This window comes from Enterobacter sp. MG-EB028 (assembly GCF_056673305.1).
Genome location: NZ_CP195079.1, coordinates 2,042,984 through 2,068,791, shown reverse-complemented (window position 1 = coordinate 2,068,791; position 25,808 = coordinate 2,042,984). Strand labels below are relative to the sequence as shown.

The 25,808-nt window shown below is 53.7% G+C and carries 26 protein-coding genes and 1 pseudogene; 11 read left to right on the top strand and 16 right to left on the bottom strand.

All coding sequences use genetic code 11. The features are described from left to right. The first annotated feature begins 105 nt into the window (after positions 1-105). From ACR42C_RS09835 to lpp, 5 genes are all read left to right on the top strand, one after another. Positions 106-1,476 carry a pyridoxal-phosphate dependent enzyme gene (locus tag ACR42C_RS09835; RefSeq protein ID WP_479985058.1) on the top strand — a complete coding sequence of 457 codons (1,371 nt, stop codon included), beginning with the start codon at positions 106-108 and terminating at the stop codon, positions 1,474-1,476. 11 nt (positions 1,477-1,487) lie between these two features. Then, the gene (locus ACR42C_RS09830; protein WP_479985057.1) at positions 1,488-2,633 is read left to right on the top strand and encodes a trans-sulfuration enzyme family protein; all 1,146 of its coding nucleotides are present in this window, start codon (positions 1,488-1,490) and stop codon (positions 2,631-2,633) included. Between the two features lie 175 nt (positions 2,634-2,808). Then, positions 2,809-3,003 carry a protein YnhH gene (gene ynhH / locus ACR42C_RS09825; RefSeq protein WP_420094870.1) on the top strand — a complete coding sequence of 65 codons (195 nt, stop codon included), beginning with the start codon at positions 2,809-2,811 and terminating at the stop codon, positions 3,001-3,003. A 7-nt stretch (positions 3,004-3,010) separates the two neighbouring features. Further along, positions 3,011-4,423, top strand: coding sequence for a pyruvate kinase PykF (gene pykF / locus ACR42C_RS09820; RefSeq protein ID WP_045284943.1), 1,413 nt, complete (start codon positions 3,011-3,013; stop codon positions 4,421-4,423). Positions 4,424-4,732: 309 nt separating this feature from the next. Then, entirely contained in the window at positions 4,733-4,969 is a 237-nt protein-coding gene (gene lpp, locus ACR42C_RS09815; protein WP_001082307.1) for a murein lipoprotein Lpp, read from the top strand. 60 nt (positions 4,970-5,029) lie between these two features. Here lpp and ldtE read toward each other — a convergent pair whose 3' ends face one another. The 9 genes from ldtE to ACR42C_RS09770 form a co-directional block, all read right to left on the bottom strand. Continuing rightward, positions 5,030-6,043 carry a L,D-transpeptidase LdtE gene (gene ldtE / locus ACR42C_RS09810; RefSeq protein WP_116340435.1) on the bottom strand — a complete coding sequence of 338 codons (1,014 nt, stop codon included), beginning with the start codon at positions 6,041-6,043 and terminating at the stop codon, positions 5,030-5,032. A 97-nt stretch (positions 6,044-6,140) separates the two neighbouring features. Further along, positions 6,141-6,557 carry a cysteine desulfuration protein SufE gene (gene sufE / locus ACR42C_RS09805; protein WP_028012869.1) on the bottom strand — a complete coding sequence of 139 codons (417 nt, stop codon included), beginning with the start codon at positions 6,555-6,557 and terminating at the stop codon, positions 6,141-6,143. A gap of 14 nt (positions 6,558-6,571) precedes the next feature. After that, positions 6,572-7,792: a cysteine desulfurase SufS gene (sufS, locus tag ACR42C_RS09800; protein WP_479985056.1), complete on the bottom strand. Its 1,221-nt coding sequence runs from the start codon at positions 7,790-7,792 to the stop codon at positions 6,572-6,574. Continuing rightward, positions 7,789-9,060 (bottom strand): Fe-S cluster assembly protein SufD, encoded by a 1,272-nt coding sequence (gene sufD, locus ACR42C_RS09795; protein ID WP_479985055.1) that lies wholly within the window; start codon positions 9,058-9,060, stop codon positions 7,789-7,791. Before sufD ends, sufS begins: the two co-directional genes overlap by 4 nt. Then, positions 9,035-9,781 (bottom strand): Fe-S cluster assembly ATPase SufC, encoded by a 747-nt coding sequence (gene sufC / locus ACR42C_RS09790; protein WP_116340441.1) that lies wholly within the window; start codon positions 9,779-9,781, stop codon positions 9,035-9,037. The genes sufD and sufC overlap by 26 nt, the downstream gene beginning before the upstream one ends. 9 nt (positions 9,782-9,790) lie before the next feature. Next, the gene (gene sufB / locus ACR42C_RS09785) at positions 9,791-11,281 is read right to left on the bottom strand and encodes a Fe-S cluster assembly protein SufB (RefSeq protein WP_032657798.1); all 1,491 of its coding nucleotides are present in this window, start codon (positions 11,279-11,281) and stop codon (positions 9,791-9,793) included. Between the two features lie 8 nt (positions 11,282-11,289). Then, positions 11,290-11,658, bottom strand: a complete 369-nt coding sequence (gene sufA / locus ACR42C_RS09780) for a Fe-S cluster assembly scaffold SufA (protein WP_116340443.1) — start codon at positions 11,656-11,658, stop codon at positions 11,290-11,292. Between the two features lie 310 nt (positions 11,659-11,968). Continuing rightward, positions 11,969-12,700: a MerR family transcriptional regulator gene (locus ACR42C_RS09775; protein WP_479985054.1), complete on the bottom strand. Its 732-nt coding sequence runs from the start codon at positions 12,698-12,700 to the stop codon at positions 11,969-11,971. 188 nt (positions 12,701-12,888) lie between these two features. Continuing rightward, complete coding sequence (locus tag ACR42C_RS09770) at positions 12,889-14,109, bottom strand: diguanylate phosphodiesterase (protein ID WP_320720408.1); 1,221 nt, start codon at positions 14,107-14,109, stop codon at positions 12,889-12,891. A 338-nt stretch (positions 14,110-14,447) separates the two neighbouring features. On the opposite strand from ACR42C_RS09770, the gene ycgZ reads away from it, so the two are divergent. From ycgZ to fdhF, 4 genes are all read left to right on the top strand, one after another. Then, positions 14,448-14,687, top strand: a complete 240-nt coding sequence (ycgZ, locus tag ACR42C_RS09765) for a regulatory protein YcgZ (RefSeq protein ID WP_163328985.1) — start codon at positions 14,448-14,450, stop codon at positions 14,685-14,687. A gap of 4 nt (positions 14,688-14,691) precedes the next feature. Then, a complete protein-coding gene (locus ACR42C_RS09760; protein WP_116340451.1) occupies positions 14,692-15,012 on the top strand; it encodes a hypothetical protein in 321 nt (106 codons plus the stop codon). Between the two features lie 29 nt (positions 15,013-15,041). Further along, a complete protein-coding gene (locus ACR42C_RS09755; protein ID WP_116340453.1) occupies positions 15,042-15,320 on the top strand; it encodes a biofilm development regulator YmgB/AriR family protein in 279 nt (92 codons plus the stop codon). 184 nt (positions 15,321-15,504) lie between these two features. After that, entirely contained in the window at positions 15,505-17,655 is a 2,151-nt protein-coding gene (gene fdhF / locus ACR42C_RS09750; protein WP_192981582.1) for a formate dehydrogenase subunit alpha, read from the top strand. Between the two features lie 71 nt (positions 17,656-17,726). Here the strand turns inward: fdhF and ACR42C_RS09745 are convergent, their stop codons facing one another. The 6 genes and pseudogenes from ACR42C_RS09745 to ACR42C_RS09720 form a co-directional block, all read right to left on the bottom strand. Next, positions 17,727-18,362: a helix-turn-helix transcriptional regulator gene (locus ACR42C_RS09745; RefSeq protein WP_316378963.1), complete on the bottom strand. Its 636-nt coding sequence runs from the start codon at positions 18,360-18,362 to the stop codon at positions 17,727-17,729. Between the two features lie 48 nt (positions 18,363-18,410). Beyond that, positions 18,411-18,923 (bottom strand): fimbrial protein, encoded by a 513-nt coding sequence (locus tag ACR42C_RS09740; protein WP_316378962.1) that lies wholly within the window; start codon positions 18,921-18,923, stop codon positions 18,411-18,413. A gap of 11 nt (positions 18,924-18,934) precedes the next feature. Beyond that, complete coding sequence (locus tag ACR42C_RS09735; protein WP_316378961.1) at positions 18,935-19,897, bottom strand: fimbrial protein; 963 nt, start codon at positions 19,895-19,897, stop codon at positions 18,935-18,937. Positions 19,898-19,906: 9 nt separating this feature from the next. Beyond that, a pseudogene (locus ACR42C_RS09730) lies at positions 19,907-22,432 on the bottom strand (fimbria/pilus outer membrane usher protein). 51 nt (positions 22,433-22,483) lie between these two features. Next, positions 22,484-23,161: a fimbrial biogenesis chaperone gene (locus ACR42C_RS09725; RefSeq protein WP_316378960.1), complete on the bottom strand. Its 678-nt coding sequence runs from the start codon at positions 23,159-23,161 to the stop codon at positions 22,484-22,486. Positions 23,162-23,222: 61 nt separating this feature from the next. After that, positions 23,223-23,753, bottom strand: a complete 531-nt coding sequence (locus tag ACR42C_RS09720) for a fimbrial protein (RefSeq protein ID WP_163328973.1) — start codon at positions 23,751-23,753, stop codon at positions 23,223-23,225. A gap of 406 nt (positions 23,754-24,159) precedes the next feature. Here ACR42C_RS09720 and ACR42C_RS09715 point away from each other — a divergent pair, with 406 nt between their 5' ends. Together ACR42C_RS09715 and ACR42C_RS09710 are read left to right on the top strand one after the other, a co-directional pair. Continuing rightward, positions 24,160-24,819: a helix-turn-helix domain-containing protein gene (locus ACR42C_RS09715; RefSeq protein ID WP_116340465.1), complete on the top strand. Its 660-nt coding sequence runs from the start codon at positions 24,160-24,162 to the stop codon at positions 24,817-24,819. 69 nt (positions 24,820-24,888) lie between these two features. Then, entirely contained in the window at positions 24,889-25,518 is a 630-nt protein-coding gene (locus tag ACR42C_RS09710) for a helix-turn-helix domain-containing protein (protein WP_316378959.1), read from the top strand. 50 nt (positions 25,519-25,568) lie between these two features. Here ACR42C_RS09710 and ACR42C_RS09705 read toward each other — a convergent pair whose 3' ends face one another. After that, complete coding sequence (locus ACR42C_RS09705; RefSeq protein ID WP_003857766.1) at positions 25,569-25,763, bottom strand: YdiH family protein; 195 nt, start codon at positions 25,761-25,763, stop codon at positions 25,569-25,571. Positions 25,764-25,808 lie beyond the last annotated feature (45 nt).

The following is a 25,808-nucleotide window of genomic DNA, read 5'->3' as shown; positions in this document are numbered from 1 at the left end:
AAAACATTTATATTCCATTCCGTTCTAAACGGCAGTGAATGGTTCTTTATTGCGAAAATTTCACCGCTCTATCATCCCGTCATGACATCCAGAAAGGAAAACATCATGACGATTTATCACTCCGTCACTGAACTGATTGGTCGTACCCCGCTTATCCAATTGCATAAGCTTGATACCGGTCCCTGCTCGCTGTTCCTGAAGCTGGAAAACCAGAACCCGGGCGGCTCTATCAAGGATCGCGTTGCGCTGTCGATGATTAACGAAGCGGAGCGCACCGGTCAGCTGCAGCCGGGCGGCACGATTATTGAAGCAACGGCGGGGAATACCGGTCTGGGCCTGGCCCTGATCGCCGCCCAGAAAGGCTACTCGCTGATCCTGGTGGTGCCGGACAAAATGAGCCGCGAGAAGATTTTCCACCTGCGCGCGCTGGGTGCCCAGGTGGTGCTGACCCGCTCCGACGTCAACAAGGGCCACCCCGCCTATTACCAGGATTACGCCCGGCGTCTGGCTAACGAGCTGCCCGGCGCGTTTTACATCGACCAGTTCAATAACGAAGCCAACCCGCTTGCGCACCGCACCACCACGGCACCGGAGCTGTTTGAGCAGCTTGACGGCAGGATCGACGCCATCGTGGTCGGCGTCGGCTCAGGCGGGACGCTCGGCGGCCTGCAGGCGTGGTTTGCCGAGCACTCTCCACACACGGAGTTTGTCCTGGCAGACCCCGCCGGGTCGGTTCTCGCCGACCAGGTGGAAACCGGACGCTACCACGACGCGGGCTCCTGGCTGGTTGAGGGCATTGGAGAGGACTTTATTCCTCCGCTGGCTCACATCGAAGGGGTGAATCGCGCCTGGCGCATCACCGACCGCGAAGCCTTCACCACCGCGCGCGATCTGCTGAAAACGGAAGGCATTCTGGCGGGCTCCTCCAGCGGCACGCTGCTGGCGGCCGCGCTGAAATACTGCCAGGCACAAACCGCACCGAAACGCGTGGTGACCTTCGCCTGTGACAGCGGCAATAAGTATCTCTCGAAGATGTTCAACGACGAGTGGATGCGCCAGCAGGGGCTTTTCACGCGCCCTCAGGCGGGCGATCTCTCCGACTACATCGCCCTGCGACACGATGAAGGCGCCACCGTCACCGCCGCTCCGGACGACACGCTTTCCACCGTACTGGCACGCATGCGCCTGTATGACATCTCCCAGTTGCCGGTCCTTGAGGACGGCAAGGTGGTGGGCATTATCGACGAGTGGGATCTGCTGCGGCATATCGGCGGTGACGGCGACCGCTTTGCCCTTCCGGTGACGGCAGCCATGACGCGTCAGGTGGAATTCCTCGACAAACGCGCCCCGGAGAGCGCCCTGCACGCCATCTTCGACCGCGGTCTGGTGGCCGTGATTAACGACAATGACCGTTTTCTCGGCCTGATTACGCGCAGCGACGTTCTGACCGCGTGGCGCAATCGTCTACAGCAATAAAGGAATAAACGATGAAAAACCTGGCAACTCTGAGCGTCCACAGCGGCGCGTTCAACGACCAGCACGGCGCCGTCATGCCGCCGATTTACGCCACCTCGACGTTTGCGCAACCGTCACCCGGCGAGCATACCGGCTATGAGTATTCCCGCAGCGGCAACCCTACCCGCCACGCGCTGGAAACCGCTATCGCTGAACTTGAAGGCGGCACGCGCGGTTACGCCTTTGCTTCCGGTCTCGCCGCCATCTCCACGGTGCTCGAACTGCTGGACAAAGACAGCCATATCGTCGCCATTGACGACGTTTACGGCGGGACGTACCGCCTGATTGAAAACGTGCGCAAGCGCAGCACCGGCCTGCAGGTCAGCTGGGTTAAGCCTGACGATTTAGCGGGGCTTGAGGCCGCCATTCGCCCGGACACGCGCATGGTGTGGGTGGAAACGCCGACCAACCCGCTGCTGAAGCTGGCGGACCTGGCGGCCATTGCCGCTATCGCGCGGCGCCATAACGTCATCAGCGTGGCGGATAACACCTTCGCGTCGCCGGCGATCCACCGCCCTCTGGCGTCGGGTTTCGATATCGTGGTGCACTCCGCCACTAAATACCTCAACGGCCACTCGGACGTGGTGGCCGGGCTGGCGGTGGTGGGTGATAACCCGGTACTGGCGGACCGGCTTGGCTACCTGCAAAATGCGGTCGGTGGCGTCCTGGATCCCTTTAGCAGCTTCCTGACCCTGCGCGGTATCCGCACGCTTGCGTTGAGGGTAGAAAAGCACAGCAGCAACGCGCTGGCGATTGCGCAATGGCTGGAGCAGCATCCTCTGGTTGAAAAGGTGTTCTATCCCGGGCTGGAATCGCATCCACAATATCAGCTTGCCCGCACGCAGATGGCCCTGCCTGGCGGGATGATTTCCGTCGTGGTAAAAGGCGATGCGCAACGCGCCACAGAGGTGATTCGCAACCTGAAGTTGTTCACCCTCGCGGAAAGCCTGGGCGGCGTAGAGAGCCTGGTGAGCCAGCCCTACAGCATGACGCACGCCTCGATTCCGCTGGAACAACGCCTGGCAAACGGCATTGTGCCGCAGCTGATTCGACTGTCGGTGGGCATTGAAGATCCGAAAGACCTGATTGCCGACCTCAGTCAGGCGCTGCAAAAATAAGCAAAATGCGGCAGGTCAAACGCCTGCCGCCAAAAGTTGTCATCATGGCTTAACGCCTTGATAACAATATTATGTGAAACGGCATTGATTAATTCTGAAACGCCGTATCCATTTTCCTTTTATCTTAAAATCAGCGTATAATGCGCGCCAAATCCCTGGTGAATGGTTTCAGCGCTTGGAATACAAAAAACAACGTACAACTTCTCCTCTCCTTCGTTGGGCTGACACTCAGGCACACTTTCTTCTGCACGCTCATTTGATGTCTCCTATCCTTAGTGCGTGTCATATACTCTTTTGCAACACAGGTTTGACTCCGCGGCGGTGCGCCCCCGGAGCGAGATTTCCATATCCTTCCCAACTTAAAGACTAAGACTGTCATGAAAAAGACGAAAATTGTTTGTACTATCGGCCCGAAAACCGAATCCGAAGAGATGCTGAGCAAAATGCTGGACGCCGGCATGAACGTGATGCGTCTGAACTTCTCCCACGGTGACTATGCTGAGCACGGTCAGCGTATCCAGAACTTGCGCAACGTGATGAGCAAGACTGGCAAAAAAGCCGCTATTCTGCTGGATACTAAAGGTCCGGAAATCCGTACCATCAAACTGGAAGGCGGTAACGACGTTTCTCTGAAAGCGGGCCAGACCTTCACCTTCACTACCGATAAATCCGTTGTCGGTAACAGCGAAATCGTTGCGGTAACCTATGAAGGCTTCACCAGCGATCTCTCCGTGGGTAACACCGTGCTGGTCGACGATGGTTTGATCGGTATGGAAGTGACCGCTATCGAAGGCAACAAGGTTATCTGTAAAGTGCTGAACAACGGCGACCTGGGCGAAAACAAAGGCGTTAACCTGCCGGGCGTTTCCATCGCACTGCCGGCACTGGCTGAGAAAGACAAACAGGACCTGATCTTCGGCTGCGAACAAGGCGTTGACTTCGTTGCGGCGTCCTTCATCCGTAAGCGTTCCGACGTGGTTGAAATTCGTGAGCACCTGAAAGCGCACGGCGGCGAGAAGATCCAGATCATCTCCAAAATTGAAAACCAGGAAGGCCTGAACAACTTCGACGAAATCCTTGAAGCATCTGACGGCATCATGGTTGCACGTGGCGACCTGGGCGTTGAAATCCCGGTTGAAGAAGTGATCTTCGCGCAGAAGATGATGATCGAGAAGTGTGTTCGCGCGCGTAAAGTGGTTATCACCGCAACGCAGATGCTGGACTCCATGATCAAAAACCCACGCCCTACCCGCGCTGAAGCAGGTGACGTGGCGAACGCCATCCTCGACGGTACCGATGCAGTGATGCTGTCCGGTGAATCCGCGAAAGGGAAATATCCTCTGGAAGCGGTCGGCATCATGGCAACCATCTGCGAACGTACTGACCGCGTGATGACAAGCCGTCTGGACTTCAACAACGACAGCCGCAAGCTGCGCATCACCGAAGCAGTATGCCGCGGTGCAGTAGAAACCGCTGAGAAACTGGAAGCACCACTGATTGTGGTAGCGACCCAGGGCGGTAAATCTGCGCGCGCAGTACGTAAATACTTCCCGGATGCCACCATCCTGGCCCTGACCACCAACGAAACCACCGCACGTCAGCTGGTGCTGAGCAAAGGCGTGGTTGCGCACCTGGTCAAAGAGATCGCCTCTACTGACGATTTCTACATTCAGGGTAAAGCACTGGCTCTGGAAAGCGGTCTGGCGCAGAAAGGCGACGTTGTTGTGATGGTTTCTGGTGCGCTGGTACCAAGCGGAACGACCAATACGGCCTCCGTTCACGTGCTGTAATAATTCAGGAACGAATTAGTTTTGATAAAAAGCGCCCAATAGGCGCTTTTTTTATTACCGTCATTAGCCAAATTCATTCAAAAAGCAAATCGGGTTTTTCTATTTAATTGCGAATTATCTAAGATGAATCCGATGAAAAATGCCTTTTTTTACATAGCTTTTTACTCAAAAAGGGCTGATTCGATGCTTCTTTGAGCGAACGATCAAAAATAGGCGTATTCCCATCAAAAAAATATTCTCAACCCAAAAAAGTTTGTGTAATACTTGTAACGCTACATGGAGATTAACTCAATCTAGAGGGTATTAATAATGAATCGTACTAAACTGGTACTGGGCGCGGTAATCCTGGGTTCTACTCTGCTGGCTGGTTGCTCCAGCAACGCTAAAATCGATCAGCTGTCTTCTGACGTTCAGACTCTGAACGCTAAAGTTGACCAGCTGAGCAACGACGTGAACGCAATGCGTTCCGACGTTCAGGCTGCTAAAGACGACGCAGCTCGCGCTAACCAGCGTCTGGACAACCAGGCTACTAAATACCGTAAGTAATAGTACCTGTTAATAAAATGGCGCACATTGTGCGCCATTTTTTTTGCCTGCGTCAAACGACTACTGCGTTACCTTCTCCCCTTCCTCTTCAGCTACCGCAGCCGACACCCGACTGTTCTGTACCGACAGCACGCTATTGCTGGCCGACGGGCCGCTACCCGCGGATACGACAACCGGGATCCCCGCGCGGCGTGCCAGCGCTTTATCAATAAGCGCTTTGTCGCTTCCGGCTTGAGACACAAAGGTCGCAAACTCTGCGGAGTGGTTAATGGGCGAAATCTGCGGGTTCTCGCCCTCCACCTGCGCCAGCGGACGGTGAACCTCAATATAACGCTTCCCGTCCGGCTCAACCGAGAACTTCACCGGCTCATTGATAATTTGTACCCGCGTGCCAACCCGTACCTGTTCGAACAGGGCTTTAATATCCGGGGCGTTCATACGCATGCAGCCGGAACTGACGCGCAGGCCTACGCTGTCCGGCGCGCTGGTGCCGTGAATAAGATATTCCCCATTACCAATACCCAAACGCAGCGCGTAGCGCCCCAGCGGGTTATTTGGCCCGGCCGGGACGACCGGAGGCAATTTAATACCCTGTGCCAGCGAACGGGCTCTGATGCCCGCCGTTGGCGTCCAGGTTGGATTAGGGATTTTTTGACTTACGCGGGTGGTGCTCACCGGCGTTTCCAGCCCCAGCTGTCCGATGCCGAGCGGGTAGACCTGGACAATATTTTCTCCCGGCGGGAAGTAGTAGAGCCGGAGCTCAGCGAGATTCACCACAATGCCCTCGCGCGGGGTATCCGGCAGCAGCATCTGCGACGGAATCGTGATAACGGTACCCGGTGCCGGGTTTACCGGCGCAATGGTATTGTTCGTTTCAAGGATCACCTGCGCCGCCGTATTAAACCGACGGGCGATGGTCTGAAGCTTATTATCCCCTTCCTGTATCGTGTAGGTTTGATTTTGCCCAATCAGGCGACTGCCTGCGGGCGGCAACGGATAGTCCATCGCGCGGGCCGAATTAAACGTACCGAGCGAACTGACGAGTAATAGAGTTATTAGAGACGCGCGCTTCATGCTGAGATTCCTTATTCACTGGCAGGACGCCAGAAAGCTGAAAAACCAGCGAGGCGGGAACCACCTCGCGAAACAGAATGAATGCTGTTCTGTAAGTCTAGCTAAGGATTGCAGCTTTGGCGCGAATGGCGCGAATCATCGCTTCCAGCCCCTGGGAACGGGACGGGGTGAGGTGTTGGGTCAGGGCCATTTTTTCAAACCACGGGCGGACATCGAACGCAACGATATCCTGCGCCGACATCCGGTGGTAAAGAATAAAGACCACCGCAATCAGCCCTTTTACAATGGCCGCATCGCTGTCGCCGTGCAGTGCGATAGTGCCGTCGTCAGACTGCTCCATCACAATCCACACCTGGCTCTGGCAGCCCTGAATAATGTTTTCCGGGTTATGCGCCTCTTCGCCGAGCGGCGGCAGACGCTGCCCCAGCTCGATGATATAAAGGTACTTCTCTTCCCAGTTTGCGCAGCGCCCAAAGTTGCGCAGCAATTTATCTCTGTCCGGCAGTTCTGCCATCTTTTGCCTCTTCGTTAGCCCAGCAGCTGGTGAATGCGCTTAAGCCCCGCCACCAGCCTGTCGACCTCTTCCATTGTGTTATACATCACCAGCGACGCGCGGCACATTGCCGGTACCTGGTAAAAGGCCATCAGCGGCATGGCGCAGTGGTGCCCGGTACGGACGGCCACGCCGTAGTTATCAAGGAAGCTGCCCACGTCATAGGCGTGGTGTTTCCCAAGGTTAAACGCAATCACGCCCTGGCGGTCGGCCGGGCCATACAGGGCTAGATCCGGCACGCTGGCAAGCTCCTGCAGCGCGTAGTGCATCAGCAGCTGTTCGTACTCCTGGATGGCGTCCAGGCCGATTGCGGAAACGTAAGACACCGCCGCCCCCAGGCCGATAATCCCGCCGGTGTTGGGGGTACCCGCCTCAAAACGCCACGGCGCACGGGCATAGGTTGTCCCTTCCGAAAGGCTTACGGTGGCAATCATCGATCCGCCGCCTTCCCACGGCGGCATCGCCTGCAGAATGTCCTCTTTCACATACAGCACGCCGATGCCGGTTGGACCATAGAGCTTATGCCCGGAGAATACGTAGAAATCGCAGTCCAGCGCCTGCACATCCACCGCGTGGTGCATTACCGCCTGCGCGCCGTCAATCAACACCTTCGCACCGGCCTGATGGGCTTTTGCGATAATCTCTGCCACCGGGTTTTCGGTGCCCAGCACGTTAGAGACCTGTGTGACCGCCACCAGCCGCGTTTTATCGTCCAGCAGCGTGTCAAGCTGCTCAAGCTGCAGCGTGCCGTCCTCATTCAGCGGAATGACCCGCAGCTGTGCGCCGACACGCTCGCAGAGCATCTGCCACGGCACAATATTGGCGTGGTGCTCCATCTGGGTGATGACGATGTTATCCCCCGCGTGGACCTGCGCGTTGCCCCAGCTGTTGGCGACAAGGTTGATCCCTTCAGTGGTTCCGCGCACGAAGACCAGCTCTTCAGGCGAACGTGCATTGAGGAAAGCGGCCACCTGCGTGCGCACGTTCTCCATGCGCTGGGTCGCTTCGGCGCTCAGGGTATGGATACCCCGGTGCACCGCAGCATAACCATGGCGGTAGAACTCGGCTTCCGCATCCACCACCTGATTCGGTTTCTGCGCGCTGGCCGCGCTGTCGAGATAGGCCAGCGGCAGGCCGTTCACTTCACGGGTCAGAACCGGGAAGTCGGCCCGCACTTTCTCTACGGGAAAACTCATGCTTCGCCTCCGGGCAGACGCTGACCAATGCGGGCCAGCACCTGCTGCTTCAATACGCCATCGTGTAGCGCTTCCGTAAGCTCCGCCGCAAAGGCGTAGATAATCATTTTCTGCGCCGCCTGCCGGTCGATGCCGCGGGAACGCAGGTAAAACATCTGTTCGTCGTCAATCCGCCCGACCGTCGCGCCGTGACTGCATTTCACGTCATCAGCGTAGATCTCCAGCTGCGGTTTGGTGTCCACCTCCGCCAGGCGCCCCAACAGCAGATTGTTGTTGGTCATCTGCCCGTCAGTTTTAATGGCGTGCTGGGCCACATTAATCAGGCCGTTAAACACCGCCCGCCCTTTATCGCTGACAATGGTTTTATGCAGCTGGCGGCTGTTGCAGTAGCCCTTGTTGTGCTCAAGCCAGGTGCGCGTGTCGCACACTTCTGATTTGACCGGCATCGCCAGGCTGTTGATGCGCAGCGTGGTGTTTTCACCGTTAAGCTGCGTACTGGTGTTGTGGCGCAGCACCGCGCTGCCGAGCAGAAAGCTGTGGCTGTACGCCGCGGCATCCTGACCCAGCGCTATATCGTTATGGGCAAAATGGTGGCTCTGCGGATTCTCAAACGCCAGCTTAATGTGGTGAAGCTGCGCATTTGCGGCGACGTTCATCGTCAGCCGCGACCCGGTAAAGTGGCGGGTCTCGTTGAGGCTGACGTAATGTTCGATTACCGTAGCCTCCGCCCCCTCCGCCAGATCAAGGTGATGGCGATAGTGCGCGGTGTTGATCTCATCGCCCTCCACGCCCTGCGTGATGTGCATCAGAAGCAGCGGTTTGGCCGGGCGCTGGTTACGCTTAACCTGAATATGCGTCACGCTGCGGGCCAGGCTCTCGGTCAGGTGGAGAAACACTTCCGGCTGAACCGGGGCGCTCAGGCTCTGGCGGTCGTCGCTAATCACGATATCGAACCCGCTCCCCTGAACGTCGTCACTCAGTTCAGGGCGCCAGACGCCGTCGACAAAGACCAGACGCACCGCATCCACCGTCAGCGCCAGAGCGTCACGCCGGGCCGGGTCGATCTCCGCCAGGCGCGTCACAAACTCGCCGTTCAGCAGGCCGTCGAGCGGGGTGTATTTCCAGTTCTCATGCTTGCGCGTCGGCAGGCCGAGACGCAGCATCTGCTGGAGATGCTGCTGCGCCTGCTCGGAGCGCGTATTACCCTGCGCCTCAAACAGCCTGTGCCACTGCTGGAGTGCATTACTGCTGTTCGGTAAGCCAGCCATAACCCTGCTCCTCCAGTTGTTTAACCAGCGTAAAATCACCGGATTTCACAATGCGTCCCTGGTAAAGCACGTGCACGTAGTCCGGCTTGATATAGTCCAGAATGCGCTGGTAGTGGGTGACGATTATGAATGAACGCTTGCCGTCGCGCAGGGCGTTCACCCCGTCGGCGACAATCTTCAGGGCGTCGATATCCAGACCGGAGTCGGTCTCATCCAGAATGCACAGCTCGGGCTCCAGCACCGCCATCTGCAGGATGTCGTTACGCTTTTTCTCGCCGCCGGAAAAGCCAACGTTGACCGAGCGGGTCAGCAGGTCTTCCGGCATTTTCAGCAGCTTGATCTTCTCTTCCATCAGATCCTGGAAGTCGAAGCGATCCAGTGCCTCCTGGCCGCGATACTTGCGCACCGCATTCAGCGCCGTCTGGAGGAAAAACTGGTTGCTGACGCCCGGAATTTCCACCGGGTACTGGAAGGCCATAAAGATGCCCTCACCCGCGCGGTCTTCCGGCGACATCTCCAGCAGATCTTTGCCGTTAAATTCGACCGAACCGCCAGTCACTTCGTAATCTTCACGTCCCGCCAGCGTTGCAGAAAGCGTACTTTTCCCGGAGCCGTTCGGCCCCATAATGGCGTGAACTTCACCCGGCTTGACGTCAAAATTGAGACCGCGCAGGATGTCTTTCTCTTCCACGCTAACCTGTAAATCTTTAATGCTTAACATGTGCTTTCCTTAACCGACGCTGTGTTCAAGACTAATGGCGAGGAGTTTTTGTGCTTCAACGGCAAATTCCAGCGGCAGTTCAGAGAACACGTCCTTACAGAAGCCGTTCACAATCATCGAAATGGCATCTTCTTCACTGATCCCACGCTGCAGACAGTAGAAGAGCTGATCTTCCCCAATGCGCGACGTGGTCGCCTCGTGCTCCAGCTGGGCCGTGTTGTTGCGACACTCCACGTACGGGAAGGTATGCGCCCCGCAGTCTGCGCCAATCAGCATCGAGTCACACTGGGTGAAGTTACGCGCGTTGGTGGCCGTCGGCATGATTTTCACCAGCCCGCGATAGCTATTCTGGGAATGCCCGGCAGAGATCCCTTTCGAAATGATGGTAGATTTCGTGTTTTTACCGATGTGGATCATCTTGGTGCCGGTATCGGCCTGCTGATGCCCGCTGGTGAGCGCCACCGAGTAAAACTCACCGATGGAGTTATCCCCGCGCAGGATGCAGCTCGGGTACTTCCAGGTAATAGCGGAGCCGGTTTCCGACTGCGTCCAGGACATTTTGCTGTTTTCACCTTCGCACAGCGCGCGCTTGGTGACGAAGTTCAGGATACCGCCGGTGTTGCCGTCGCCGGGGAACCAGTTCTGCACCGTGGAGTATTTCACCTCCGCGTCTTTATGAATGATGACCTCGACCACCGCCGCGTGCAGCTGATAGCTGTCGCGCACCGGTGCAGAACACCCTTCGATATAGCTGACGTAGCTGCCTTCGTCCGCAACCAGAATGGTGCGTTCGAACTGGCCGGTTTTTTCGGCGTTAATGCGGAAATAGGTGGAGAGCTCCATCGGACAGCGCACGCCTTTCGGCACGTAGATAAAGGTGCCGTCAGAGGCTACCGCGGCATTTAGCGCGGCGAAGAAGTTATCGTTACTCGGTACCACGGTGCCGATGTACTTCTTCACCAGCTCGGGATGGTCATGAATCGCTTCGCCAAAGGAGCAGAAAATAATCCCCTGCTCGGCCAGCTTTTCGCGATAAGTGGTCGCCACCGAGACGGAGTCGAAAATGGCGTCCACCGCCACCTCTTTGCCCTCGCGAACCGGGACGCCAAGCTGATTAAAGGCCTCTTCCACTTCTTTACTCAGGAAGCTGTTCTCGGCACCGGTCTGCTGTACCGCGCCGGGCTGCGAAGCGCAGGTATCGTCACAGCTGCCGCAGGAGGGCGCGGAGTAGTAGCTGTAATCCTGATAGTTCAGTTTGTCGTAATGGGCTTTCAGCCAGTGCGGCTCTTCCATCTCCAGCCAGGCGCGGAAGGCGCTCAGGCGAAATTCGAGCATCCACTCGGGCTCGTTACGTTTGGCCGAGATGGCGCGCACGACATCTTCATTAATCCCTTTCGCCAGCTCGTCTGTCTGCAGCTGCGTGAAAAAACCCTCTTTATAGTTGAGGTGTCCGCCGCTCCAGGTGTTTACATCACTCGTTGCTTCAGTATTACGAGACATAGTACCGCCTATACCCCAAAGCTTTCGCCGCAGCCGCATTCGTTCTGGGCTTTCGGGTTATGAAATTTGAATAACTGGTTTAAACCTTCCCGTACGTAGTCCACCTCTGTACCGTCGATAAACGGCATAGCCTGTAGCGCGACGTACAGCTTTGCGCCATCGGTTTCAAACACCAGGTCATCTTTTTCCGGTGCGGTGACGGTATCCAGTACGTAGCCAAAGCCCGCGCAGCCGGTCTGCTTAACGCCTAAGCGTACGCCGAGGATCTCGGGCTTTTTCGCCACCAGCTCGTGGATATGCGCTGCCGCCGCAGGCGTGAGCGTTAAACCACGCCAGGCAAAATCGGCAGGATTGAAGGTTTCTGAATGCAGTTCCATAGGTCCACCTCATCTGATTAGCCATCAGGGCATAACACCATGTTAGTGATAACGATTATCACTTCAACCCTCTGTCAGCAGGGGCATTCGGCTAAACCGCCCTTTTTGTCTACTTTTATTAAGCATAGACCCTGTCAGAAGATGCGGGCGGGATGGATTAAATTGTTCAATGCTTTGAAAATTAATAGATTATTGAACGGAGGAAACAGCGACGAAAGGAAAAGTAAAATATGCATCGGAAATGCCTATTTTTGAGATAGCTTTTGTTCAGGAAGTGACCAAAACAAAAAAAGGCCCTCAAGGCCTCTGATTATGAGTGATGAAATGAAACGGTAAAACCCTGTTCACGCCAGTGATCGAGCTGTTCCTGCTGACGCGGTGTTGGCGTTTTTCCCGTCCAGACGAAGATTTTTTGCCCCGGGAAGAGTTCAGGACGCGGGGAATCAATCGGCTCGGCCAGAACATCAATGTGCCAGCCCTTGTGCGATAAGCGCGCGGCTTCCAGCCACAGATGGGTCCGGTCATCGCATTCCCAGCCGATAAGCAACGCATCATTACCCGCTTTCTTGCGCGACTCCGCCAGGCTTGCAATCGCGAATTCAATCAGAACACCGTCAAGCATGCTCGCCATGTGGCGTACGGTATTTTGATCCTGATTCATTCGCTGGCGGACGGGGGAAATGATGTTATCGATCAGCGCATCCATCGCGTGGTCGCGGCGAAATTCGCCGATTTTGGCACGCAGCTTTGCCGGGCTGGCGTAGCGCAGAACGGTCATCATCTCTTCCTGGAACGAGGCCCAGTTACCCTGGGTCAGAACTTCTTTGTTTTCCAGCAGGGCTTTGACTTTTCCGACCGAAACGCCGCTTTTCATCAGGCGCTTGATCTCTTCGATACGCAGGATATCTTCATCGTCGAACTGACGATGACCCCCTTCGCTGCGCTGCGGCTTCAACAATCCATAACGGCGCTGCCAGGCACGCAGCGTAACGGGGTTGATACCGCATCGTTCGGCTACTTCGCCGATACTGTAATAGGCCATTAACTCCCTCACGCTCAGAACTTCCATACCTAACTGCACCAACCTTATCAGATTGTACAAACCATTTGTATAACTAAGACCGTATTTTGCCCAGGTGAATGGGGCATTCCACCATCCACCTGTTAATACATTGTTGTACAAAATTTGCCATTCGTACAGCCAGACCGACTCAATTGCGCCCGGCTTTATCAAAAGTCGAATTTTTTCTCTGGCCATGCAATGGCCGGAATACCGCCGTGCCGGGGGCTGGCAAAAAGATGTCCCTGGAACTGCGAAATCCCCGCAGACTCCAGCCACATCCACTCTTCCGCCTTCTCCACGCCGACCGCGCAGAACTGAATTTCCAGCGAAGAACAGCATTTGATAATCGCCTGAATAATAGCCTGACGCGGGCCACTTTTGTGCACGTTCGCTACCAGATCGCGATTAATCTTAATTCTGTCCGGCTGGAACTGGGCCAGCAGCTGTAGCCCGGCAAAACCGGCACCAAAGTGATCGATCGTTACGCTGATCCCCGCACTTTTTAACTGCCTGACCGAGTCTGTGAACTCATCGAAACGGGAAATGGCTTCGTTCTCGGTGAACTCGACCATAATTTGCTCGGGCACAAAACCATTTGCTTCGATGGCGGTAAGCAGAAAGTCCACGGCGTTGGGGAGATTGACCAGCGTCATAGGCAGCAGGTTAAGAGACAACGTCTGGTCCTGTAACCCCAGCGCGCTGGCCATTGAGAGCGCTACCTGCTTGCTTTGCAAATCAGAGGTATACACGTCCTCGCGCGAGCGGTTGGCGAAGTAGACCCCCGGCGAGTCGCCGGACGGGGTGCGGAGAAGCGCCTCCCAGGAGACGACCCGCTGCATAAACGGATCGACTATCGGTTGAAAGGCAAAGCTACAATCCGCCCCTTTCGCGACCACCTCAGGTTGTGCAGATAAGTGAGTGTCTTCAGGAACAAAATCCCATGAATCTGCAGGAGGCAGTTCAAAATAGTTCGCTTTTTCTGTGGCCTCAACAAAGGTCCGAAAAAACTGCAGCGGGCGGTCATTATACGTCAGCTGGTAGCGCGTCGTGCCTCTGTTGAGCACCTGCTGCAGCACCTCATCCCTGTCGAACTGGCGTAAATCAAAAAGCTCCATGCCCACCTTGCCAAAACGCCGGACAGGCCCGTGATCCCGCATCAGCTCTACCACGTTATGGTGGCGGGTGTCGTTGCAGATCTGCTCATAAATAGCAGAAACATGATCCGCTGGCCCCTCAAGCAACTGGAAAAAATGTGTGCCGTTAAACAGCAAGATCCCCGTGACATTGGATTGCCGGTTTTTACTATTTGCAGCAGCGACCATTGTTTCCAGCGCTTTCACTGGAACGTCTTCGCAGATATGACTGCGGTAAATGATGGTTGTAAGCATGCTATTCCTGGGGGTTAGGGTTTTGGCCACAATAAAGGTGGGTAAGGATCATTTATAGCACATTAATTGGCTGACAAATAATTTACATCTCAACCATTTACGGCTTTTAATGAGACCTTTTTCCGTGCTGTACAACTTAACTGCAACGCACAGCTTTGTACAATATATCCTGTGATTTCACCGATGCGCTACATCATCTTAACCACCTGAATAAAAAGCACTTTATAAAATATATCATACTAAATTTAAAAAATTGTACATTTTTAATGTACAGATTTATAAATTGTGTATACCTTAAATGTAACGTTACTGATTACAAAATTTTACAGGAGCGAAACATGCAGCAGAAAGGTCACGTCGCAGATTCCGCAGCAGCAATCGCACAGTACTTCGAAAAAGCCTCTCTTCCTACCCAGCAAGAAACGCTCGGTCAGGTGGTTGTTGAGATCCTTAGCGACGGGCGGAACCTCAATCGTAAATCGCTCTGTACCAAACTATTAAGCCGCCTCGAAAGAGCCGATGGCCCGGAAGAGGAGCAGCATTACCACATGCTGCTTGGTCTTCTCTTCGAACGATAATGTTATGAAAAGCAGTGACGCAGACACGCTGACTGACCAGCTGATTGGACAAGCCGTTCTTTCACTTTTGAAGGAGCACGGTCCCGTTACAACGGAAGCGCTGGTTCTGCGTCTGCGGGATATGAAAGCACATGAAAAGGATCCCCGGCGGCGGGAGACACTTGCGAGGGTGATTGCCGATATCGGATCAAAAAGCCTCGGATTAAAACGTCGCAGAGCCGCACAAGGACGAATGAACAGAGAGGGACCTCTCAGTTATCAAAGAGACAATGTAGTGCCGTTATTTGGAAAGGGAAAACCGTCCGATCCCAAAAAAATACATTGACTGCAATTTAACAGCTACGGTGAGAACAAATGAGACAAAATATTCAGCTGCAACCCGAATACCATTCTGCTTTTTTAGAAAGCGCGCTGTCGGAGTATTTCCGTCATGCAGGCGATCGTTTTGCTGAAGAGTCTGCTGTTTTTTCTACTGCAGTACGCTGTGTTCTGGCTTCTGAAGGACATCTGTCCAATAAAGCCATCATTCTCTGGCTCATTCAGACGCTGGAAGCGACCAACGACGTTGTTCAGGCGGATGTTATTCGTAAGACGCTTGAAATCGTGGTGGGCTACACCATGGATGACGTTTAAGCACCCTGCCATTCCGCAATCGTGTCATCGTCAAAACTGACGAACGTTCTGACGATGACACGCTTTCTCTTCATAATCCCCTGTTAAATAAGCGCTATAAAGATGGCATGGTTTCTGCTTACTCCCTTTTACGGGACTGGGCTTACCAGTCATTTTGCTTCATTTCTTAACAGGTCTGTTATTGATGAAAAAAATCGCCAGCGTCTGCCCTTACTGTGGTGCAGGCTGCAAATTAAACCTTGTCGTTGAGAATAACCGTATCATCCGTGCCGAAGCGGCAGAAGGGGTGACAAACCAGGGCACTTTATGCCTGAAAGGATTTTACGGCTGGGACTTCCTCAACGATACCCGCCTCCTCACCCCACGCCTGACCCAGCCAATGATCCGCTACCGTAAAGGCGAAGCATTCACTCCCGTGACCTGGGAGGAGGCTATCCGATACACCGCCCAGAAGCTCAGCAGCATTAAAGCGCAACACGGGCCGCGGTCAATCATGACTACCGGTTCATCACGCGGAACCGGCAATGAAACCAACTACGTCATGCAAAAATTTGCCCGTGCGGTGCTGCACACCAACAACGTCGACTGCTGCGCGCGCGTCTGTCACGGTCCTTCCGTGGCAGGGTTACAGGAGACCCTCGGCAACGGTGCGATGAGTAATTCCATCAACGATATTGAGCATTCTAAATGTCTGCTGGTATTCGGCTATAACTGCGCAGACTCTCACCCTATCGTCGCCCGCCGCGTACTCAAAGCCCGTGAAAACGGCGCGAAAATCATCGTCTGCGATCCGCGCCGCATCGAAACGGCGCGCATTGCCGATCAGCACCTGCAGCTGAAAAACGGCAGCAACATGGCGCTGGTGAACGCCTTTGGCTATGTGCTGCTGGAAGAGGAGCTGTACGACAAAAACTATGTCGCTCGCTTTACGGAAGGGCTTGAGGCCTACCGGCAAACGGTAAAAGACTATGCGCCGGAGAAGGTCGAGCATCTTACCGGCATTCCCGCCCGAGACGTACGTCAGGCAATGCGCACCTTCGCGGCGGCCCCTTCCGCCACCGTAATGTGGGGAATGGGCGTGACCCAGTTTGGTCAGGCCGTCGATGTCGTCAAAGGGCTTTCCAGCCTTGCACTGCTGACCGGCAACCTGGGCCGCCCCGCCGTCGGCGTCGGCCCCGTACGCGGACAAAACAATGTTCAGGGTGCCTGTGATATGGGCGTTCTGCCGAATATGTTCCCCGGCTATCAGGATGTGACCGATCCGGCGGTCAGGCAGAAGTTCGCTGATGCCTGGGGGATTGACGTCAATAAAATGGACGATCGGGTCGGGACGCGTATTACCGAGGTGCCTCATCTGGCGCTGGAAGGCAAGGTCAAGGCCTACTACATCATGGGGGAAGATCCGCTTCAGACGGAAGCCGATCTCGGTCTCGTCCGCAGCGGTTTTGACGCCCTCGATTTTGTGGTGGTTCAGGACATCTTTATGACCAAAACGGCGGAAGTGGCGGACGTTCTGCTCCCTGCCACTTCCTGGGGCGAACACGGCGGCGTCTTTACCTGCGCCGACCGGGGTTTCCAGCGTTTTGGCAAAGCCATTGAGGCCAGCGGCAACGTGAAGCGCGACTGGGAGATCATCAGCCTGCTCGCCACCGAGATGGGCTACCCGATGCATTATGACTCCAACCAGCAGATCTGGGACGAGATGCGCGAGCTGTGCCCTCTCTTCTATGGCGTGACGTATGAAAAGATGGGCGAGATGGGGCACGTGCAGTGGCCGTGCCCGACGCTCGATCATCCGGGAACGCCGTACCTGTACAAAAACAATCAGTTCGACACGCCAACAGGCAAGGGTCAACTGTTTGCCGCGCCGTGGCGCGCGCCGGCAGAGACGCCCGATGATGATTATCCGCTGGTACTCTGCACGGTGCGCGAGGTAGGCCACTACTCCTGCCGCTCGATGACCGGGAACTGCGCCGCGCTGCAAAGCCTGGCCGATGAGCCGGGTCGGGTGCAAATGAATCCTGCCGATGCGGACAAACTGGGCATTACCGACGGACAGCTGGTCTGGGTACGTTCACGTCGCGGCAAGGTGATTACCCGCGCCAGCATCAGCGAGCGTATCAACGCCGGAGCCGTCTATATGACCTATCAGTGGTGGATTGGCGCCTGCAACGAGCTAACCCAGGATAACCTCGATCCCATCTCCAAAACCCCGGAAACGAAGTACTGCGCAGTGCAGCTGGAGGCGATTGAGGACCAGCGCTGGGCGGAGGATTTTGCGGCGTCGTCTTACCAGACGATGAAAACGCGGTTGATTAATGCAGTGAATGTCTGATGCATCTGCCGGGTGGCGTCAGCACCACACCACCCGGCAACAACTCCACGCGTTAGCTTTGCTGCTGTTTATCAATCGTTAGTCAGATAGTCACGCAACCGGTTCGGACAGGTATTCTTCTCTACCATCCGGTGGATCAAGGCCATGAGTTCAAAATCACTACGCAGGTCAAATTTCTGCATCAGCAGATATTTATGGGTAAAAATGGTTTTATCACTGGTGTTAAGCTTATCCGCAATCTGCCCTACCGATAATCCTCTGTAAAAATGCACCATAACGCGAATTTGCTGCAGCGATAATATTTTGTGCTGGCATTCATCGCAGCTTTTATTTTTCCAGCGAAAGCTGGGTAATTGGGTGCGATACCATGCGATAAACAGCGTCTCGGTCATTCTGTCAAGCGAGGTGCGCCGAGAGAGAAATATCATGTCCTGATAACAAGACGGACATGCCGAGAAACGGTGCTCATCCTCGACCAGACCAACCACAATTCCTTTTTTGCGCGCCAGTAATTCAGGATAGCAGGTCAGGGTTTCCCCCTGACATAACGCGAGAAAAATAATATCGGCGGCACTAACATGTTCATGAGAAAGTTCAACGTCAAAATGGAGCGAATGCCTGAAATTATGGGTGAAGAAATCCACAAGAAAACGCTGCAATCCGTCTCTAAAAAATAAATCAGTCTCTTTAATGAGAATATTCAACATAGCAGTTACCGCCAGCAGTCAATCATCACCATTATCTCCACGTAGCGATCAGTTGTACTGCATCGTCATGACAACAACGGCGCTGATGTTCCCCGGCGTCGCCCCGCCGGTAAAGGATGTCACCGCGGCCTGCATGGCCATCGTTGCGGTTCTGTCTGCTGCGATCGTCTGCGTAATGCTTGTCCCCGTCCCCTTTAACGCACCGGTTGCCGCCTCACTCATCGCTATCGCGACATTAGTGGCAGAACCGCTGTTCATGTAGTAATCCGCCCCCGCGACGGGATCGGGGTTACCGGTAAATGAGACCGTTACGCTGCTAGTGCCAGCCGGACACTGGGTAAACATCAGGTTAAACGGCACAGGATCGGAAGATGAACCCGGCGTAGACATGTTTGATGCCTGAATATTACCGAAGTTAATATCCATATTGTCATTCCCTCCGTTAAATATGCAGGGCGAGGCAATAATATTTCCGGTAACGCTGACGTTAACAGCGTCCCCTGCAAAGGTATTGCAGCTTATTAACGTGGCGGCAAGCGCTGCCGCGCGCAAAATATTCATCGCGTTATCCATTACTGATACGTTAAGTCAAGGGTGGCTGATGCGTTGGCCTTGCCTGTTGAAACACTCGCCTGAGTCTGATAATAACGGGCGGTTATCGGGAACGTTTCCTGGCCACCTGCGGATTGTTTCAAAACAATTCGGTTATTTAACGCTAAAGGCGCCCCATTATATAGCAATTGCACGCCGACACCTTTCGCCACGTCCGCGTTCCCTTGCCCAGTCAAGGCTAATACGCTGTCAGTGCTGACGTCCGGGTTTTGCATCCCCTGCAGCATGACGTTAATATTCGCATCGGCATCGCAATCAAGACCCAGATTCTGTGTGCTTTGAGCACCAGAAGGAATGGTGCCGACAGTATTGCCAAAAGCCGATGCCGATATATCACCGATTGGAAAAGTTAAATTAGGCGTTGTTATTGCGCATGCTAATTGCGTCACTTTATTGCCAATATAGTTAACCGTTAACGACTGAATGTTATCGTCACCATGAGCCGTTGCCAGTAATCCAGAGCCGATCACGCCTGACGTAATATCCCCCGTCTTTATTAACGTCACCTCCAGAGGATACACAACCGTTTTTGTCGGTGTTGAGTCTACATACTGCCTGACGTTGGAAAAATACCAGCTTGCAGAAGCAAATCTTAACGCAATACCGACGCCCGGCACGTTTGTATTATAATAATGAGTGATGGATGACGGCGTACTGAACATACTCATTTCATACGTAATAGTTCCCGAACCGACACAGAGATCAATATCACCGCTGCCATTGGTAATGAAGCTACTTATCACTGTGCCAACGGGAGCATCACGCTGAACCGTTACGGCGGGCTGCTGTATGTTAAACGGTTGTGCCGGGTTAAATCCACTTCCCCCATACGTACAGTCGGCTTCAGCACGTAGTGAGCATAACCATAACAGCGCCAGAAAAATGAATTGCGCATACGGCCGATATTTATTTACTAAATACATAACGCTTCCTCAACGACAATCATAAACAACGGCAGGGATACTGTTTGACCTGTCTTTTCCAGTAATCGCATAGTTGACCTGACATTGTTCTGAATTATCACTACCCCATTTAACCCATAACGTTCCGTTCGGACTCAAGCCGGTCAAATAAACCTGACCTTTATCCCCAACAATAAAACTGTTCCCGCTCTGCCCTTTGACAGTGGCGATAGCGCCAAACGGGACCGGCTGGCCATTACGATATTGAAGCGTCATCAATACCCGCATGCCGACATTTGCCACATAATCCGCCCTGACCACCGCACCGCGGGTTGGTATCACCGTCTTATTGGTTAACTCCAGCTCCACATCATCCGGTAGCGTATCGGTCATCAGCGCCACGTCGTTCTTGCGATACGGCATTAAATTGCTCACCGCGGTGTAGCCACGCCAGTCGGTTTTTGCGCCGCTCTGATTCTGGATACTCACCCCTTTCGCGCCGGGTGCTTTTATCAGCACGTTGGTTTCACCCAGTGGCTGCGAGAAAGTCACCCCGTCGGCGTGGGCAAGGATCCCCCCCTGCAATCCATAGTTCAGACGATCGCTGCCCTTGTCGTAACCGTACCCCGCATAGACTTCACCATACGTGCCTTTAAAATCAGCGCTGGCATTGCCGGTATATCCCACGGAATCCGTTCCGTAACCTTGCTGTACGTTCCAGCTGAGCGCGTTGTTTTCCAGCGCGGTGCCGTTAAGGCCGACGCTGTGCGTCGTGCCGTTGTTCTTGCTGGCGTTCATGCTGTAATTAGCCCAGGTACGCGGCAAGAAGGCCTCTAACGGCACGCTAACGTTCAGTGCAATCTGCTGATCCTTACCGTTGCGGGATGAACCACTGTTGCCGTCAGTACTGCCGTTTTCACTGTAGGTATAGGTGATCCCATAGCTCACGCTTTTCCAGGCGTTGTTGTACCCGGCGCTGTAAGACGCTGTGGTCCTGCCTGAATTCCAGTAATCTTCACGAACGGCGCTGAGCATGAGCGATCCCAGGTTCTGACCGATGTTCTGGCTCATCGTCAGCTCGGCCCGGTTACGACGGCGGTTCTGCAGCGCGCTGCTGTCGCCATAGGAATCCAGCACTTCCTGCATTCCGTAGTAGCCGCTGGTTGAATAGCGGTAGCCCGCGATGGCGAAGTTGGTTCCCGTCTCAACAAAGTTCTTGCTGTAGCGAATGCGCCAGGACTGACCGCTACTTCCCGGCAGATTTTGTGGGGTTGACCACGCCTGAGTAACATCCGTCGAGAAGGCGCCAAAGTCGCCCATGTTTTTACCGATCCCTGCTGCCAGAGACTGATACTTGCTCGATTCCTAGAAACCGCCGTAGAGCGTCAGGCCATGCGGCAGGCCGTAGATCCCGGTCAACTGTGCGAACGGGGTTTTATCAACTTCGCTGCTATACGATCGGTACTGGCCTGCGGTTACCGCATACTTAAAACGCCCTTCACGCTGTAATACCGGCAGTGAAGCAAAGGCCACGGTGAAGTGCTGCTCGCTGCCGTCGCTCTCTTTCACGGTAACGTCGAGGTCACCCGCGCCGCCAGTGGGGTATATATCCGTAATTTCAAACGCCCCCGGCGCCACATCGCTCTGAGCAATCTGGTAGCCATTTTGACGAATGATGACCTGTGCATTGGTGCGGGCAATACCGCGCACCACCGGAGCATAGCCTTTCAACGAGTCCGGCATCATGTCATCGTCAGAGGCCAGCTGCGCCCCCCGGAATGGAATACTGTCAAATACGTCAGCCGGAGAGGCACTGTCGCCGGTCGTGAGCTGAGCCTTCAGCGGAACGATCGCCCGCTGTACGTAGGTGTAGACCGTGTCCCATTTGTCTTTACCGCTGCCGTCGCGGCTCCAGGTGGAATAGTTGCGGATCCGCCATGGACCGACGTTAATGCCCGGACGCAGGTTGGCGTACTGGCTGTTCGTGTTACTGCTGTTGCCGTCACGTCCCCAGCTGTTTGAGCCGCTCAGACTGTAGTTGAGCAGCGCGGCGGTGATCCCCTCGTCCCACATTTCTGGCGGCACATATCCGCGAGCCTGCGGTGACAGCGCCGCCTGTGGAATCGTAATCTCAAGGTGCTGGGCACTGAAAATAAACGCGGTTGACGCCTGCGGGATCGCCGAGAGCTTCGCACATTCGCCGCCTGAATTCAGGTCAGGGAATAGCTCGGTTTTTACCCCCCAGCTTTTCAGCTGCGCCACGCTCAGGCAGGGCTGCAAGGACGTCTCACCTTCCGCGTTTTTTACCGCGTCAAATCTGATCTCGCGCGTGTCAACAACCTGCCCGCCGATGAGCACATCAACGCGATAGGTGCCGGGCAGCTGCGAACCGGATTCAAACGCCGAAAGATCGGCGCCTTTCATGCCAGGGTTGTCCAGTTCAATCAGCTCAGGGTTAAAATACTCACCTGCATAAGCGGTCTCGGTAACCGAACCGAGTACGACAGCGATTAACAGTGCCGGATTAAATAAAACCGCCTGCTTATTATGGCTAATCACGACGTTACTCCATACCGAGAATAAAGGGAGCCTCTGGCACAATACGAATTACAGAGTGGCGTTGTGCACATTTCCGGTACCACCGTAATCATTAATTAACTTGAACGTTACCGAACCGCCGGTAATACCTTTCGGCAAATCAAACCGTGCGCTAGCCCCGGGAAGTACATAAGTTACATCCTCGAGCTTTTTACCATTCACGCGGATTTCATTGAAATTCATTACCACGTTAGTTGGGTTAGTGACCTGAATCTGATTCCCGCTACGCTGCCAGGTTAATTTATCTGCCAGCTCTTCAGGAATGACCCCTTTCAGGGCTGCTGGACGATAGATCAATTTAATGCGGGTTTTTACCGCAATTTGCAGCGTATTGTCTTTTCGCGATGCCGCAGGAATAGACTTAATATTTAGCCAGTAGAGCGACTCTTTATCCTGGGCAACCGAACCTGCTAATACAATACGTTCCACGTTCTGCTGGCCTTTATCCAGGCGGTAGAGTGGTGGCGTGATAATAAAAGGTGTTTTCTCAGCACTTCCGTTTTGCGACTCTACCCACGACTGAATTAAATACGGTGCCGTGTCGGGGTTAGTGACGCTAATAGAAGACTCTTTTTTATTGCCATCATAAATAACGCGCGTCCCGCCAATGACCACACCCGCAGTGGCTTGAGAAATACCGACTGAAAGAAACACGCAGGCAAGTAAAGTTTTACTCAGAAAATACATTTTATACCTCAATAACAAAGGGGCCAACAGACGGCCCCCCAATGGTTTCCGTCAAGAAAAATCAGTTATAGACAACGGAGAAATTAGCCACGGAATTTGCAGGACCGGCGGTTACCGTTGCTTCAGTGGAAATATACTGCGCGTAAAAATTCAGCGTATTATCCGTTGTACTACTGAGCACATAGGAATAATTATTGCTGCTGTGTAACGGCAGATCGGCCTTATCCGCTGACATCAGGTTAATCGCCACCCCTGTTGCCGCCCCTGCCACCGACGAATCAATTGCCAGCAGGTTGGCATTGGTTGGATCCGGCGTGCCGTCGAAACGGACTTTTGCGCTGGTAACCGTAACCGGACAGTTTTTCAGTACAATATCAAATCGTGTTGCAGCCGTTCTGGAACCCGTAACCGGGAATTCCGTTTTATTATAATCGCCCAGCACCACCACCTGGTTCTGCGAAGCCACATCAACATCGCAGGCAGAATCAAGAATATTACCGTTAAAATTAACGGTACCTGCCGCTGCGAATGCATTTGTCATGGTCAGTACAGAACTGGCTGCAAACATTGCCATCATTAATTGCTTTTTCATAATGCTCTACCCTGTATCACTTTATTTATTACTGAGATTCATGCAGTAGAGGGCCGATAAAAATCCTGGGGATTTTTATTCTCCAATAAATGGCTTAAGCCTTTTCTTACTGCTTGGTTAAAATTTATATAATTCTTTTCACAAGGACAACGGTTATATGGTCTAGCTGTAGACTCAGATTTAACAAAAAAGAAACATTCATTTTTTGAAAATTCTTATCACGTGTTGCTTCAGGTCTATTAATAGACTTAAATAAATTCCTCTTGTTTTTCAAGGAGTTAGATAGAAAAAACTCCCCAGTCTACTTTTAGACCTCTGCAGAATGTTCCCTGAGTTATTAATTTTTAAGATAATTCTCTTCGCAGATCAAAAAATGATCACACAAGCAGTCGATGTGAGGTATCTTATGAATACACGTTTAACCACCCCGCTGAATAATCAGCCGTCATCCGCTCTGGATTTAAAACCGTTATTCCATATAGACACGCTGATTAACCATGTGGTCCCGGCAGCGAAGAGAATGATCATCGCCCGGGGTGAAACGGTTCATTATTATAAAGATGATGTTCGGCAGTGCTTTTTGCTTATCCAGGGCAGCGTGGCGCTTCATCGCCGCGGTGACGGTATTGTATTAAACTCTGAGTCAGCGCCTTTTATTCTGGGCGTGAGCAGTCAATTCTCTTCTGAGCATCTTTACGTCAGGGCGCTGGAAACCGCGGAAATCGCCCGCGTGCCCCTGGAAAGCTTTAACCAGATTGTGTCGCAGCATGATTTATGGGAGCACTTTTCAAAGCTGCTTATTTATACCGCCTCGCGGGTATACGAACATTGCGCGCAAATATCGCAAATGTCTGCCTACGATATCATCCGGTTCCAGCTTGTTGAGCTGATGCAGGAGCCGGACGCCATACGGCACAATACGACGGCGGCAGCCTACATCAAAAGCCGGACGTATCTTTCACGTAGCGGAATTATGCGTATCCTGTCGGAACTTCGGACCGGCAAGTACATCACCATGGAGCGCGGTGTGCTGCGTGAAATTCACCATCTGCCACGCAAATATTGATTGCCACCGTGCCTGTATCAGCGAGAGACGCTATAATTAGCCAGGTTATTCTTAAGGTTACCGGCTACCATGTCCCTTCCAGAAACGTCTCACCGCGGCTCACCTTACGCACAAGAGCTTATTTCACACTTACTGCCTGATTGCACAACGCGACGCACCGCTCGCGGCGAGCGGCTTGACCTCCAGATCAACGGTCAGGGAATCTGCTATTTAATTCTTGAGGGAACGGTCGCCATCTACAGAAGAAGCGATGACATGATGCTGTCTACGGCCCGCAGCCCCGCCGTGTTCGGCCTCGCTAACCTCACCGATATCTATTTTAATGATTATATCAAGACGGTTAGCCCGTGCCTGATTGGCACGCTCACCACCGCGCGGGTGAATGAGATTATTAAAGATAAGGCGCTGTGGGGACTACTCTCGAAGCAACTCATGTTTGTGTATAGCCGTCTTTATAACAATGTAATGCCGCAGGGCGCCCCGACGGCGTATGAGATGATTCGCCAGCAGCTGATAAAGCTGATGGAGGAAGATGAGAGCTATCGCAGCAGCGTGACGGCGGAAAGGTATATTCGGGAGAAAACCCAGCTCTCCCGCAGCGGCGTAATGCGTATTCTGGCGGATTTAAAAACCGGCGGATTTATCGAAATCGAAGAAGGCCGACTCATCAGGATCAACAAGCTTCCTGCCCGATACTGAATTCGGGGCACAAAAAAGGCCGCAGTCGCGGCCTTTTCAACAACACTCGCTCAATGGACGTGAACGCCCAACCGCCAGGCAAAGTAGATCTCTTCTTTCAGCTCATTCGAAGAGAGCGCCAGCAAGTCCGTGAACTCCAGCTCAAGCTGTTTCAGCTTTTTCAGGTACTGCGCCGGAGACAGGTTGCTCTTATCGCGACGTAAATATTCAATTGCCAGCTGTGTTGGGGTTATTTCAGTATCCATGATGTCCTCGCTTATGTACAAATCCTGACCAGTATATCACAACAT